Below are 13751 nucleotides of genomic sequence, written 5' to 3' on the forward strand. Positions count from 1 at the left end.
CGCGGAGGGGCGCCGTCTCACCGAGTACTCAGATAAAAACTGACCGCCGCGACCGTTCTATCGCCACTCGTCGCGCGGCACGCAGTCGGCCTCACGAACCGTGATCCACCGCGTCGTCCGCTCGTCGGGGTCGCGGTCCCGTTCGAAGAACGTCACCTCCCCGTCTCCAGAGCCGTCGTCGGTCCGTTTGCAGACGAGCTCGGAGTGCTCGGAACGGACACGCGTTGATGAGGTGGACATACGTCATAATTCGGCCACCGTCACATAATAGCTGTTGATTTCGATCGACAGTAGTGGAAACAACGCCAGTTGTGGACGGATATTATTTCAGCCGTGAATAACACGGCCGAACGGGCCCCTATAGTCGAACTGGGACGCCGCGCTCGTCGAGGTACTTCTTCGTCTCCTCGATGGAGTAGTCGCCGAAGTGGAAGATGGAGGCGGCCAGCCCCGCGTCGGCGTTCGCCTCGGTGAACACCTCGTACATGTCCTCGGGGCTTCCGCACCCGGACGAGGCGATGACGGGCGTGGAGACGGCGTCGCACACCGCCGTCATCAGCGGGATGTCGTAGCCGTCCTTCGTCCCGTCCATGTCGATGGAGTTGACGAACAGTTCGCCGGCCCCGCGCTCCTCGGCCTCCTTCGCCCACGAGACGGCGTCGATGCCGGTGCCCTCGCGGCCGCCCTTCTTCGTGCACTCGAACCAGACGGTCTCGCCGTCGTCGTCCTCGTAGAAGTGCTCGCCGGCGTCGTCGTACCGGCGTCGCGCGTCGACGGAGATGACGATACACTGGCTGCCGAACGCTGCCGCGCCCTCCTCGATGAGGGCCGGTCGCTCCAGGGCGCCGGTCGTGATAGACACCTTGTCCGCGCCCGCGCGGAGCGTCTCCTTGATGTCGGCCTTTGTGCGGATTCCGCCACCGACGGTCAGCGGAATGAAACACTCGTCGGCGACCGCGTTCACCACGTCGAGCATCGTCTCCCGCCCCTCCGCGCTCGCCGTGATGTCGAGGAAGACGAACTCGTCGGCGCCCGCGGCATTGTACTTCTTCGCCAGCTCAACCGGGTCGCCGGTGTACTCCAAGTTCTCGAAGTTGACGCCCGTGTACACCGCCGCGTCCCCGTCGTCGTCGAGGTCGACGTCGATACAGGGGATGATCCGCTTCGTGAGTCCCATTCGTTACCGCCCGTAGACGACGGTGGTGGTTAAAAGGCGCGGGGACCGGCGTGCGAGGATGTCTCCGCGGTCGCTCTGGGCTGTTCGTCGGTCGACGTCCGCCGGTGCTTCACGTCCGCCGGTTCTTTACTCGTCGCGCTCGCGACGGTCGTACTTCGCCACGGCGCGGTCGGCGCGCTCCTCGATCCCGTTCGGATTTCGAGCCGGGCTCCGGTCGCGACTGCGGGCGACGAGCCCGTCGGACGTTCCGCCGGTGAGCCCGAGCAGCACGTCGCGTCCGGTCGCGGCCCAACGCGAGGGGGTCGACTCGCCACGGACCACGTCGCCGGCCGCGGCGAGCGCGTCCGTCGCAGCGTGCGAGCCCATCCGCGCCAGCACCGTCGGTCGAACGCCGTAGTTCTTCAGCAGGCGGTACGCGAGCGCTCGGTACTTCCAGCCCCACTCGCGGGCGCTGCGACCGCCGTCGGCGGCGGTCGGGCTCGGTAGCTCCTTCGTCACGGCGAGGTCGTCTCGCCACGCGACCCGACGGTCCATTCGCGCGAGCCGGTGCGCGGCGTCGCGCGCGCCGCCGGTCCGAAGGTACTCGTCGAAGCCGTCGAGGTCCCGGAGCGTCTCCCGCCGGAAGGCGACGTTTCCGCCCTCGAAGTAGGTCACCTCGCGGCCCGCGATCGTCCGCCGTTCGGGTTCGGTCTCGCTGGTCTCGCCCGCCTCGTCCGCGTCTGCCGCTTCCGGGGACGAGTCGTCTGCGCCTCCCGTCGACGCGGTCGTGCCGGGGGCGCTGCGCTCGTCTACTCCGCCGCCGACAGACGGTGCTATCGGGGTCACCGGTCCCGTCACGGCGTCGGCGTCGGCGAGTCCGTCTCGGACGGCGTCCAGCCAGCCCTCTCCGATTCGGTTGTCGTAGTCGACCAGCGCGATTGCGTCCCCGGTCGCGACTTCGATGCCGGCGTTGCGGGCGACGTTGACCGTGCGGTCGGATATCTCCACGAGCACGTCGACGTCGTCGCGGTCGCGTACCATGCCGGTCGTCCCGTCCGCGGATGGGCCGTTGGCGACGATCACCTCGGCATCAGGCGCGTGCGCCGCCAGCGCGTCGAGACAGGCGGCCAGCCGGTCTCGACCGTTGAGGGTCGGTACGACGACCGAGAGTTCCATACACCGGGGTATCGAGACGAGGGATTAAAAAGGACTCCGTGCGGTCGCGCCGAGTGACCCGGTCAGACGGTCAGGTAGCCGGACCAGTCAGACGGTCAGGTAGTACACTTGCTTGCGCGCGTCCTTGAAGCTATACCGTGAGTCGACGAGCCCCTCCTCTTCTAGACGGTTGAGCGCGTAGCGGACGGTCCGGTCGGGCAGGAGCGACTCCTCGGCGAGTCCGCCCTGCGAGAGGGGAGAGTCGCCTTCCAGTACCTTCGCGACGAGTTTTGCACTGGGGGGAAGTTCGCGTAAGCGTTCGCGATACTCGCTCTCGGAAAGACGGTCTTGCTCGGCGGTCTCCGCTGGACTGGTACTCATGGTCACTGAAACCCCTCGCTTATTGGTAAAGGTTAGCTACATATTGGGCAATCTGATTGGAATAATATAATGTGTTAATATCACGTCTCGACGGCCGAGAACCTCGGGTCGAGCGGCGAGGAGCGTCCCTCGTCACGCGCGCCCGACGGCGACGCCGTCCCCCGACCGCATCCAGTACGGTTTTGTCGGTCGGGTGTGCAGTACGGACAACGTGAAGGGACAGGACTGGTACCAGGCCGACGAGGTCGCGGAGGAGTACGAGGACGTCCGGTTCTCGGGCGGGGGAGAGCTCATCGACCGGCGCGAGAAGGAAGCGGTGCTCTCCGCGCTTGGGCCGATCGAAGACGGCCACCGCGTGTTGGAGGTCGCCTGCGGCACCGGCCGATTCACCACGATGCTCGCGGATCAGGGCGCGGACATCGTCGGGATCGACATCTCCCGAGAGATGCTCGAACAGGGACGCGAGAACGCGGCCGACGCGGGAGTCTCCGACAGCGTGCAGTTCGTCCGTGGCGACGCCTCGCGGCTTCCGTTCCCGGACGATCACTTCGATTCGGTGGTGGCGATGCGCTTTTTCCACCTGATGGACGACCCGGTGCCGTTCGCGCGCGAACTGCGACGCGTGAGCGCCGATCAGGTGTTCTTTGACACGTTCAACAGACGCAGCCTTCGGACGCTGTACACGTGGCTGCTTCCGATGGGGTCGCGGCTCTACTCCGAGCGGCAGGTCGTCGGCATGCTCCGAGCGGCCGACCTCACGCTCGCCGGCGAGGAGCACGACTTCGTGCTCCCGTACGGCTTCTATCGCGAACTTCCCGGCCCCGTGGCGAAGCCGTTCCGGGCACTCGACGAACTCATCGGCAGTACGGTTCCCGGTGACTACGTAGCGTCCGTCTCCTACTGGGACACTCGCGTCGACGGCGGCGACTGACCGTCCCGTCGACGGCGGCGCGCTCCGCGCGTCCGGTACCGAACCGCGCGACCCGCCGCCCGTGAGTCAGGCCCGGATCGATCCACCGGTCCGATTCTCCGATTCCCTCGCTATCGGCGGCGCTGCTACGGCGACTCCTCGACGACTTCGGCGACGGCGAAGTTGGACTTGACCTCCGTGATCTCGATCTTCACGCGCTCGCCCACCTCGGTGCCCGGAACGATGATCACGTAGCCGCGTTCGACGCGGGCGATGCCATCTCCTTGCTTGCCGAGATCCTCGATCTCGACGTATCGCATCTCGCCCGGTTCGACCGGCGGTTGGGGACCGTCGTCCGCCCGCGAGGCGGAGATGTCGGCGCTGCCGTCGGATTCGGGTGTCGAGTCGGTCGACGACCGCGAAATGAGGGCTACTCGGTACGTTTCGCCCGGCTCCAGCGAGCCGGTCTCGATCTCGCGGTCCGGAACGTCGACCACGTACTCACCGTTTTCCTCGCGAACGTCGGCGCTGAACAGACAGAGGAGTTTCTCTGAGATCTCCATAGTAGATTCCATACGTACGTGGCAACGAACCTGTATAGTTGTACCGCTACCGCGGGTCCGTAGACCGCACCCCGGCGGCGGATCGCGACCGCCGGTCGAACCGATCGATCCCGAAGCCGCGAACCGCCGGATCACGCCCAACCACCGATCTAGTTAATAATTAAATATATATTACTCGACATTGATTTGATCGTTATGTCTTCCACACTCAGCGCGGATCGCATCCGTCGAACTGTCGCCGTCCTCGCCGTCGTCGCGCTGCTCTTCCCGCTCGCGACGGGGGTCACAACGGCCCAGTCGGTGCAGGGCGCGTCCGGAGCGATAATCGTCGACGAGGGGGAGACGGTCAACGGGATCGAGGGCGTGGCCGGGACGATCATCGTCCGCGGCACCGTCGACGGCGACCTCTCCGGCGCGGCCGGGTCGATCCACGTCACCGAGAGCGGTCGCGTCGCCGGCAATATCCAGGCCGCCGCGGGAACGCTCGGCATCGACGGTACGGTCGGCGGGAGCGTCGAGGCCGGTGCCGGCTCGTTCGAGTTGACGGACTCCGGGCGGATCGGCGGCTCTCTCGACGTCGGCGGCGGCTCGATCAACATCGACGGCGCGGTCGGCGGCGACGTTCGGGCGGGCGCCGATTCGATCGTGATCGGCCCGAACGCGGACGTCGGCGGCGAGTTCCGGTACGACGCCGGGACGTTCACGCAGAGTCCCGACGCGACGGTCGCCGGCGGCGTCGTCGAGGACCCCGGTCTTCGCGGGGACACGGGCATCACGTTCGGCCCCGCCGCCGTGCCGGCGTGGGTCGGCTCCGCGTACGGCGTGGTGGTCAACCTCGCGTTGGGCGCGGTCCTCCTGCTCGTGTTCCCCCGCTTCTCGCGGGACGTCGCCGACCGCGCCGGCAGCGACGCGCTCGTCAGCGGCGTCGTGGGCGCGGCCGTGCTGATCGGAACTCCGATACTGCTCGTTCTCGTGGCGATTACGCTGATCGGTATCCCGCTCGCGCTCGTCGGGGCCGTCGCGTACGCCGTCGCGCTTTGGATCGGTTCCGTCTACGGCCGGTACGCTCTCGGATCGTGGCTCCTCGACCGGCTCGACCGGTCGAATCGGTGGGTCGCGCTCCTCCTCGGGGTCCTCGCGGTGGCCGCGATCGGTTTCGTTCCGTGGATCGGCGGCCTCGTCGACCTCATCGTGCTCCTGTTGGGGCTCGGGGCGTTCGGCGTCGGGCTGTTCGACCGGTACCGCGGCCGCCGCTCCCAACGCGTCCCCGACCGAGGGGCCGTCGGCGCGGACTGACGACGCCGTCCGCTTCCGGCAGTCACCGTCACGGGACGAACACCTTTGTCGCGCCCCGCCGAACCGACTCGCATGACCGACTTCGACTTTCCGTACGGCGCCGTCTCGCCCCCGATAGCCACGCCCTTCGACGCCGACGGCGACGTCGACACGGAGGCGCTCGCGAGCCACGTCTCGACCCTCGTCGACGCCGGCCTCGACGGGATGGTGCCCTGCGGAACCACCGGCGAGTTCGCCAGCCTCACCGACGCGGAACGCCGCGCGGTCGTCGAGAGGACGGTTGAGGCGGCCGACGGCCGAGTTCCGGTGATCGCTGGCGCGGCGGACACGACCGTTTCGGGCGTCCTCGACCGACTCCGGGCCGCAGAGGCGGCCGGCGCGGACGCAGGACTGGTCACGCTCCCGTACTACCACGGCTCGACGGACCCGGCCGGCCAGCGGGCGTTCCTCGACGCGGTCGCCGCCGACGCGCCCCTTCCCGTCTTCCTCTACGACATCCCGTCGACGGTCGGGGAGTCGATCGATCCCGGCGTCCTCGCCGCCGTGGCGGAGCACGAATCGGTCGTCGGGCTGAAAGACACCAGCGGGGACATCTCCGCGGTCGACGCCGCGGTCGACCTGACGCCCGACGAGTTCACGGTGTTTCAGGGCGTCGACGCCCTGTTATACCCGAGCGCGTCGCTCGGCGTCGACGGCGGGATTCACGCGCTCTCACAGGCTATCCCGGAGGTGTTCGTCGCGCTCGGCGTGGCGCTTCGCGAGGGCGACGACGACCGCGCGCTGGCGCTTCACCGCCGGGCGATCGTCCCGCTGTTCGACCGCTGTGGCGACCACGGGTTCGCGCCCGTCGCGAAGGTCGCGGCCGCGCATCGCGGCTTCATCCCGGACCCGCGAGTCCGCCCGCCGCTCACGCTCCCAGACGACGCGGCCCGCGAAGCGATCGCCGCTGACGTGGACGCGGCGCTCGACGTCGTGTGAGGCGCGCCGGCCGGCGATCGGGTCGCGGCCTCACTCTCCGCCGATCGGCGTCCCGTCGGCCTCCTTCGGCCCTTCCGAGTCGAAGACGACGACGTCGCCGGCGGCGCGCTCGGCGGCCGCCGGGTCGTAGCCGTCTCGAACCCCGATCGCCTCCTCCAGTTCGCGGACCGCGCGCTCTTTGAGCGACGCGGCCAGCGCCTCGGCGTCGCCACGCGAGATGTCGCGACCCAGCCCCTCACACTCGTGGGCGCGGACGATCCCTTCTTCGTCGACGGCCTCGCCCATCGGCTGGCTCGTTCCGTCGAGCGCGACGCTGAACGGGTAGGTCCGACAGATGAGCGGCCGCGAGTCGTGGACGGCGCAGGCCCCCTGCCCGTCCGTCTCCTCGTAGAACGTGCAGTCGCCGCAGTCGTCGGTCGCGAGCGCCCACTCGAACGTCTCGCCGCGTCGTTCGCCGTCGTCGCCCTCGTCGAGGCCGAACGGCATCGGGCGGGCCACGTCGCGCCAGTCGTACGACTTGCGCGAGTGCGCCTCGGCCGCGGCGGCGACCTCACGGACCTCGTCCGGGAAGACGGTGGCCGTGTGCGGCTCCCGGTCAGCGGCGTCGCTGGCGCCGTGACAGTCGCCATCGTCGGCGTCTTCCTCACCCTCTCCGCGCCCCGCTCCCGCCGGTGCGCCCCCCGGTTCGTCGGGCGCGTAGCCGGTACAGCAACCGCCGCAGCGCGTGCACTCGAAGCCCATCGCCTCGATGGCGTCGGCCAGGTCGTCGACGGCGAGCTCGCGGGCCCGCGAAAGCTCGGCTTCGAGCGATTCCATGGGTGTGCTTGCGGCGCGGGCGAGTTAACCTCGTCCCTCTCCGGGTCGGCGGCGGACTCTCGCTCGCGCCGAAGGAGCGAAGTGCGACCGCCCCCTACCCGTGCGGCGTGAAGGAGTACGAACGGAAGGGGCTCCTCGAACGGGTGAGCCGCGAGGCCGCGACCGTGGGCGCGGACATCCCCGAGGAGATCGAAGTGCAGGGGGAGCCGATCGAACTGCAGTCGTTCGTCTTCGAGATCAAGCGACGGGATTCGGTTCCGTCCGGCGAGCGCGACCGCGTCGAGCAGGCGAAGCGGAACCTCCGACGCGAACGGATCGAGCGACTCGAACCCATCGAGGAGAACGAGGTGAGCTACGAGCGCGGGGAGGAACTCGCGGCGTCGATCATCGGTATCGACCGCGCGCTCGAAGCGCTGGAGGGACTCAACGCCCCCGGCCCGGAGACGGAAGAACAGCGCCATGAGGCGGCCGACCGCAAGCGCTGGATGAGCTTCTTAAAAAAGGCGCTCGGTCGCGACAGCGCCAGCGGAGCGAGCGGTCGCACGCGTTTTTAAGGGCGTTTCGTCGGGACGGTTCCGCACGCGGCGGTCGACTCGGAGTTACTCGTCGCCGTCGGCCGGCTTGAACACCAATCGGTAGTCGTAGTACCGACCCTCGTATCGGACCATCTCGGAGTCGGTCCATTGAGGAGCCGCGTCCTTCCGGACGTTGCCGTCGAGGTACGGCCGTTCGTGCAGGGATCTGAGGACCTCCGCGTAGGCGTCGGAGTACGGGTGCGACTCCTCGTATCCGTCGTACATGGCCCGCTCGAGCACCTCGCGGGCGTCGGCGGAGAGGGCTTCTTCGTCGACGCGCGGGCCGACCTTGAGCGCGCGGAGGATCGCCTCCATCCGCTCGGGCGACTCCGCGACCACCTCGCTCGTGGCGCGGTACACGGGCTCGTAGAACCGCTCCCGATCGATCGCGACCCGATACGTCGTGTCCCGATACACGACGCGGGTCGGCCCGTCTTCGGCGAGCAACGCGCTCGCCTCGACCGCGTTCTCGTTCCGGTAGACGTAGCCGCCGCGTTCGACGAGTCCGACCGGAATTCCGCCGACGTTGCCCCGCGCCCGCGCCGCGAAGTAGGCGATCTCGACGGCGCGTCGATCGCCCGTCGGGAGCGTCTCCGCGTCGACGACCTCGATGTCGCTCTCCCCGGTGGCATCGGTATCGTTCTCTCCGGCGTCCTCGGCGCCGATCTCGTCGACGCCGAACAGTCGTAGGACCGGGCGAGTCGTCTCCGCCTCGTCGACGACGACTGAGTCCAATCGGTAGTACGTTCCGTCGTGGACGGCGTGTGTCGGATCCTCGTCGGTCGAGAAGAACGGCTTCCGATACTGGACGGTGTAGGAGTCGCCCGCGCGCACGGCCTCGAACGCCGCCTCGTCCCACCGAGGCGACGTCTCGTCGGGATCGACGACGGCGTTTTCACTGAGGGTCTCCCCGGCGTCGTCGAGGACGAGCCGCAAGACGCGGTCGCGCTCGTCGTCGCTGGGGCCGCCTGTCACCGATCCGCCGAGACACCCGCTCACCGCGCCGATCGCCGCGGCGAGTCCTCCGGAGAGGAGCCGCCGGCGGGAGGGTTTCATGTCACTCATACAGGTGCTTCGTCGGGGCGAAATAAATGCGTCCGTGTTACCCAAAGAGCCGCTGTAGTCTCTGACGAGCGCGCTCCGGTGCGACGCTCGACACGCGCCCGTGGGCTGTTCGGATCTGATCGAGCCCTCTCAGTTACCGGTGAAATCGATCCGCGAGTCGCCGCTGTCGCCGTCGCGGTTCGAGTGGCCGATCCGGACGAACTCGTAGGCGTCGTCCGCGAGGAACACGTCGTCGCCCTCGACGGCGATGTCGACGCTCTCTAACACGGCTCCCTCGCAGGGGCCGAAGTTGCAGTAGCCGCCGTCGGCCTCGAAGGTGGCGCCGTGTTTCTGACAGAACACCTCGCCGTTCCGGACGAACGCCCCGTCGTCCTTGTCGAGGCGCACGTCGGTCCAGTGTTGGCAGTAGTTGCGGAACGCGCGCACCTCACCGGCCGCACGGGTGAGGATCGCCTCCGCCTCGGGGGTGCCGTCCTCGGCCTCGCCGATGTCGCCCTCGCCGTCGTCGACGTCGTCGGCGTCGACGGGTCGTAGCGTCACGAGCAGCGTGCTGTCCTCGGGAACCTCCTTGACGGCGGCGATCCGGCGGTCCGCGTCCATACCCGTTCGTGGCCTGCGGCCGGTTTGAACGTTGTGCGTCCCGACCGATGACGCGGCGGCCGTCGGTTGATGCGACCGTCGACCCTGAACGTCGCCCGCGACGGGGACGGATTCAGACGGCTCTGACGGACCCCGACGGCGCTGACTCTCGCCTGCTTTCGGCTCGGCTCGGCTCGCTTACCGGCGTCCCTCGACTTGCCTCAAATCAGTTCGGCGGTGTCCTCGACTACACCCCGAGCCACTCGTCGTCCCGGATCTCGTAGCCGTTCGACCGGCAGAACTTCGCGGCCCGCCGTCGCACGTCTCTCGATCCCGGGATCGCTTCCTTCTCCCGGATCTGCTCGACGATCCAGTCGGCGACGACTCTGATTCCCTCGTTCTCATCGTCACCGTCTATCGCTTCGAGCGTCCGGAACGTCCGCTCGTAGGCGTCGCGTTGCGACTCGCTCAGCTCTTCGTCGGGCAGCGGAGCGCTCGCCTCGACGATCCGCCTCATTGCCACCGCGATGGTGGGTCGCTGTATTCGGACTCTGACCGCCGCGGGCGAGCCGAACGTCTCCCTGTCAACGTCGGGAACCAGATCCGCGACTGCGTACGTGCCGACGGTCGATTCGATCTCGTGGTCGCCGACCGTGGAGACGATCTCCGAACCGGTCGCCGGGAACGACAGCGCGTCGAGCGCCGTCTCGAAGTACGCGAGATCTGCGGTGTCGACCGGCGGTTCGGTCTCGTCGCCGCGCTCCACCTCCGCGGCGATCTCGCGTTCGCGCTGCCGTCGCTCCTCGTCGTGGGCCTGTTTATCGCGGCCGTTTTTGTTGTCTGCCACGTCAGCAGGCTACGTGCTCGAGCCGGATAGCGCTATGGTCGAGTACGACCCCGCCCCGCCGAATCTCGAATTGCGCGTTCTCCTCACGACCGCGCGCCGTCGTAGTGTCGCTCCTCCACGCGCCGGTCGAACAGCCGCGAGAGGAGCGTGGTGAGGGGTCCCTCGACGCCGTCGCCCTCCCCGTCGACCGCGAGGCCGTCGACCGTCTCGACCGGCCGGATCTCCCACGTCGAGTTGGTGAGGAACACCTCGTCGGCCTCGCGGACCGCGTCGGGCGCGTACGTTCCCTCTTCGACCGGAATCCCTTCGTCCTCGGCGATTTCGATCACGGTCCGCCGGGTGACGCCGGGGAGGATCGGCCCGTCGAGTGAGGGGGTCTTAAGCGACGTCCCGTCGGCGAAGAACAGGTTCGCGGTCGCCCCCTCCGCGACGTTGCCGTCGGGGTCGAGCATGAGCGCCTCGTCGGCGCCCGTGACTCGGAGTTCGAGGCGGGCCAAGATCCCGTTGAGGTAGTTGTGCGTCTTCGCGTCGGCGGGGAGCGCGCGCGAGGACGGCTTGCGAGTCTTCGTCGTCTGGAGCGCGGCCGGTCCGTCGTGGGCCGGCTCCGAGTCCACCCCGCCTCGGGGGAGCGGCTTCGTGATCACGACGACGGTCGGGTCGACCGCGGGCTTCGGGTCGAGCGTGCCCGGCTGGACGCCGCGGGTGATCGAGAGCTTCACGTACGCGTCCGCGAGGTCGTTCGCGGCGAGCGTCTCGTCGATCCGCGCCTTCAGGTCCGACTCGGCGAGGCCGTGGTCGAGCCCGAGCGTCTCGCAGGTGTCGTCGAGCCGCGCCGCGTGGTCGGCCCACCGGAACACCTCGCCGCCGTAGGCGCGCATCGTCTCGAAGGCGGCGTCGCCGTAGGCGAACCCGCGGTCCTCGACCGAGACGGTCGCCTCGCTCGCGGGCACGAGTCCGCCGTCGACGTGGTAACGGAGTTCCTCGTCCGTGCCGTCGTCCCTCGATTTCTCACCCATGCGTCTCGCACACCTCCACGAAGTTCGCCACCATCGCCTTCCCCCGCGGCGTGAGGATGCTCTCGGGGTGGAACTGCACGCCGACGTGCGGCTTCTCGCGGTGGCGCACGCCCATCACGACCTCGCGCTCGTCCTCCGTCTGCGCGGTCTCGATCAGGTCGTCCGGCAGGTCGGCCCGCTCGACGGCCAGCGAGTGATACCGCCCGACGCGGAGTCGGTCGGGGAGCCCCGCGAACACGCCGAACCCGTCGTGAGTGATCGTCGACGGCTTCCCGTGGACGACCTCCGGCGCGTGTCCCACGCGGCTGCCGTGGTTCGCGCACAGCGCCTGGTGGCCGAGGCAAACGCCGAGCACGGGGCGCGCGAGGTCGAAGACCGCGGTCGAGACGCCCGCCTCGGCGGGGGTGCCCGGCCCCGGCGAGACGACGACGCCGTCGGGGTCGAGCGCGCGGATTCCGGCCAGATCGACCGCGTCGTTCCGCCGGACCGCGACCGCGCCGGCGACCTCGCCGACGTACTGGACGAGGTTGTACGCGAACGAGTCGTAGTTGTCGATGACCAGCACCCGAGCGTCCGACTCGCCGGCGCCGGGTCGCCAGCCGGCGGCGTCTGGGGCGTCGGGGGCGTCGCTTCCGAGTGCCGACCCGTCAGTCATCGTCGGCCCCCGGTTCCCTCGCGTCGCTCGCGCTCCCGGATCCGTTCACCGCCATCCCACCGGCCGCGAGCGCCTCGTCCGTCGCAGTCACCAGCGCACGCGCCTTCGCGAGCGTCTCCTCGTACTCCGCGTCGGGCTCGGAGTCGTGGACGATGCCCGCTCCGACGCGAAGGTGATACTCCGCGGCGTGGCGGACCAGAGTCCGGATAACGATGTTCAGCGTCGCGCGGCCGTCGAAGCCCGCGGCGAGCATCGAGCCGGTGTACGGCCCTCGACGCGTCTCCTCTAACTCGTCGATGATCGCCATCGTCCGCGGCTTCGGCGCGCCAGTGATAGTTCCGCCGGGGAAGCACGCCGCGATCGCGTCCGCGAGCCCCACGTCCGGGTACGCCTCGCCCTCGACGAGGCTCACGAGGTGCATCACCTCGCTGTACCGGTCCACGCGGCGATACTCCGCGACGTCGACCGTGCCGAACCGGGACACCTTCCCGAGGTCGTTACGCTCCAAGTCGACGAGCATCGCGTGTTCCGCGCGCTCCTTCTCGTCGCCGGTCAGTTCCGATTCGAGCGCGTCGTCGTCCGCGGACGTCGCCCCGCGCGGCCGCGTCCCGGCGATTGGCTCTGTCACGAGGCGGGCGCCGCGCTCGGGGTCGTCGGTCGGCACCCGCTCCAACAGGAGTTCGGGGCTCGCGCTCACGAGGTCCACCCCCGATCGGGGGAGTTTCGCCGCCTCACCGTCCGGTCCGGTCTCCGCCGCTCGCGAGAACTCGACCAGCCCCGAGTACGGCGCTGGGTTCACCGCGCGAAGCGCGTCGTACGCCTCGACCGGGTGGACCGCCGCCGGGGCCCGGAGCCGCTGCGAGACGTTCGCCTGAAAGGTGTCGCCCTCGCGGACGTACGCTTTCACGCGTCGGACTGCCTCGGCGTATCCTTCGCGTCCCACGTCGCTCTCGAACGTCGCCGTCGACGCGTCGCGGTCTGGTGCGGGGCCGACGGCCGGGTCGCCGGTCTCGATCCGGTCGATCAGGTCGCCCGCCCGCGCAATCCCCTCGTCGAACAGCGCGTCGAGGGCGTCGCGGTCGGCGGTCGGATCGTCGAGGCCGGCGGGGACGCGCGGGCAGGCGGTCACGCGGAGCGTGACGGCGGGGTCGTCGTCGGCGCCTTCGGCCCCCTCGGAGACCGGGCACTCCCACGCCGCGACTCGGTCGAAGACGCCGATCTGGAGCCGCGGGAGCCCGCGGTCGTCGACGGCGCCGGGGCCCGTCGGCGCGGGCGCCGGGAACGACTCCAGTTCCCGGGCGACGTCGTAGGAGAGCCAGCCGAACGCACCGCAGGGGTACGGCACCTCGCAGTCGCCGCGCGCGAGGGTCTCCCCGTCGAGGAGCCCCTGAAGCGCCGCGAGCGTCGGGCTCGGGCGCCGGTAGTCGCCGGCCGGGCTTCGGGTATTTCCGCACTCGTCGTCGCCGTCGGCCCCCTCCGCGACGACCGCCTCGGCCGAGACGGTCAGCCGTTCGACGGGCTCGACGCCGAAGTAGCCCCAGCCGGACTGCCCGCCGGTGGTCTCGTAGCAGAACCCGCCGGGGCCGTCGCGGGCCCGTCGGTAGGCGGCGAAGGGGTCGTCGACGTCGACCCGGCGCTCGACCGGGACCCTGGCCCCCGCGGGCGCCGCGGCGGCGACCTCGCGGAAGCGGTCCCGGTCGGTGTGTACCGATCGCTGCATGTCATCCGGTTCGCCGGGCGCGACGAAACAGTTGCGGTC

16 protein-coding genes are annotated in these 13751 nt (G+C 69.4%); 4 read left to right on the forward strand and 12 right to left on the reverse strand.

What is annotated here, in order from left to right:
• Positions 1-57: 57 nt before the first annotated feature.
• The 4 genes from ACNS84_RS00630 to ACNS84_RS00645 all read right to left on the reverse strand — a co-directional run bounded on the left by ACNS84_RS00630 (position 58) and on the right by ACNS84_RS00645 (position 2692).
• Entirely contained in the window at positions 58-240 is a 183-nt protein-coding gene (locus ACNS84_RS00630; RefSeq protein ID WP_435072919.1) for a DUF7511 domain-containing protein, read from the reverse strand.
• Positions 241-358: 118 nt separating this feature from the next.
• Positions 359-1177 carry an imidazole glycerol phosphate synthase subunit HisF gene (gene hisF, locus ACNS84_RS00635; RefSeq protein ID WP_435072920.1) on the reverse strand — a complete coding sequence of 273 codons (819 nt, stop codon included), beginning with the start codon at positions 1175-1177 and terminating at the stop codon, positions 359-361.
• A gap of 126 nt (positions 1178-1303) precedes the next feature.
• Positions 1304-2332: a glycosyltransferase family 2 protein gene (locus tag ACNS84_RS00640; RefSeq protein WP_435072921.1), complete on the reverse strand. Its 1029-nt coding sequence runs from the start codon at positions 2330-2332 to the stop codon at positions 1304-1306.
• A gap of 87 nt (positions 2333-2419) precedes the next feature.
• Positions 2420-2692, reverse strand: coding sequence for a helix-turn-helix domain-containing protein (locus ACNS84_RS00645; protein WP_435072922.1), 273 nt, complete (start codon positions 2690-2692; stop codon positions 2420-2422).
• 211 nt (positions 2693-2903) lie between these two features.
• Here ACNS84_RS00645 and ACNS84_RS00650 point away from each other — a divergent pair, with 211 nt between their 5' ends.
• The gene (locus ACNS84_RS00650) at positions 2904-3623 is read left to right on the forward strand and encodes a class I SAM-dependent methyltransferase (protein WP_435072923.1); all 720 of its coding nucleotides are present in this window, start codon (positions 2904-2906) and stop codon (positions 3621-3623) included.
• Positions 3624-3748: 125 nt separating this feature from the next.
• Here the strand turns inward: ACNS84_RS00650 and ACNS84_RS00655 are convergent, their stop codons facing one another.
• A complete protein-coding gene (locus tag ACNS84_RS00655) occupies positions 3749-4165 on the reverse strand; it encodes a TRAM domain-containing protein (RefSeq protein ID WP_435072924.1) in 417 nt (138 codons plus the stop codon).
• 195 nt (positions 4166-4360) lie between these two features.
• Between ACNS84_RS00655 and ACNS84_RS00660 the strand changes: the two genes are divergently transcribed.
• Both ACNS84_RS00660 and ACNS84_RS00665 read left to right on the forward strand, forming a co-directional pair.
• Positions 4361-5461 (forward strand): bactofilin family protein, encoded by a 1101-nt coding sequence (locus tag ACNS84_RS00660; protein WP_435072925.1) that lies wholly within the window; start codon positions 4361-4363, stop codon positions 5459-5461.
• A 72-nt stretch (positions 5462-5533) separates the two neighbouring features.
• Positions 5534-6439, forward strand: coding sequence for a dihydrodipicolinate synthase family protein (locus tag ACNS84_RS00665; RefSeq protein ID WP_435072926.1), 906 nt, complete (start codon positions 5534-5536; stop codon positions 6437-6439).
• Between the two features lie 30 nt (positions 6440-6469).
• Here the strand turns inward: ACNS84_RS00665 and ACNS84_RS00670 are convergent, their stop codons facing one another.
• Positions 6470-7255 (reverse strand): YkgJ family cysteine cluster protein, encoded by a 786-nt coding sequence (locus ACNS84_RS00670; protein ID WP_435072927.1) that lies wholly within the window; start codon positions 7253-7255, stop codon positions 6470-6472.
• A 107-nt stretch (positions 7256-7362) separates the two neighbouring features.
• Here ACNS84_RS00670 and ACNS84_RS00675 point away from each other — a divergent pair, with 107 nt between their 5' ends.
• Positions 7363-7809, forward strand: a complete 447-nt coding sequence (locus ACNS84_RS00675) for a DUF5788 family protein (RefSeq protein WP_435072928.1) — start codon at positions 7363-7365, stop codon at positions 7807-7809.
• Between the two features lie 45 nt (positions 7810-7854).
• On the opposite strand, the gene ACNS84_RS00680 is transcribed toward ACNS84_RS00675, so the two are convergent.
• The 6 genes from ACNS84_RS00680 to ACNS84_RS00705 form a co-directional block, all read right to left on the reverse strand.
• Positions 7855-8895 carry a hypothetical protein gene (locus ACNS84_RS00680; RefSeq protein WP_435072929.1) on the reverse strand — a complete coding sequence of 347 codons (1041 nt, stop codon included), beginning with the start codon at positions 8893-8895 and terminating at the stop codon, positions 7855-7857.
• Positions 8896-9024: 129 nt separating this feature from the next.
• Entirely contained in the window at positions 9025-9495 is a 471-nt protein-coding gene (locus ACNS84_RS00685) for a Rieske (2Fe-2S) protein (RefSeq protein ID WP_435072930.1), read from the reverse strand.
• A gap of 226 nt (positions 9496-9721) precedes the next feature.
• Entirely contained in the window at positions 9722-10321 is a 600-nt protein-coding gene (locus ACNS84_RS00690; RefSeq protein ID WP_435072931.1) for a DUF5789 family protein, read from the reverse strand.
• Positions 10322-10404: 83 nt separating this feature from the next.
• Positions 10405-11337 (reverse strand): aminotransferase class IV, encoded by a 933-nt coding sequence (locus tag ACNS84_RS00695; protein WP_435072932.1) that lies wholly within the window; start codon positions 11335-11337, stop codon positions 10405-10407.
• Positions 11330-11992: an anthranilate synthase component II gene (locus ACNS84_RS00700; RefSeq protein ID WP_435072933.1), complete on the reverse strand. Its 663-nt coding sequence runs from the start codon at positions 11990-11992 to the stop codon at positions 11330-11332. Before ACNS84_RS00700 ends, ACNS84_RS00695 begins: the two co-directional genes overlap by 8 nt.
• Positions 11985-13712: an anthranilate synthase component I family protein gene (locus ACNS84_RS00705; RefSeq protein ID WP_435072934.1), complete on the reverse strand. Its 1728-nt coding sequence runs from the start codon at positions 13710-13712 to the stop codon at positions 11985-11987. Before ACNS84_RS00705 ends, ACNS84_RS00700 begins: the two co-directional genes overlap by 8 nt.
• Positions 13713-13751: the final 39 nt, after the last annotated feature.

Source organism: Halorubrum wangae (assembly GCF_051194135.1).
In the GTDB taxonomy this organism is placed as follows: Archaea; Halobacteriota; Halobacteria; order Halobacteriales; family Haloferacaceae; genus Halorubrum.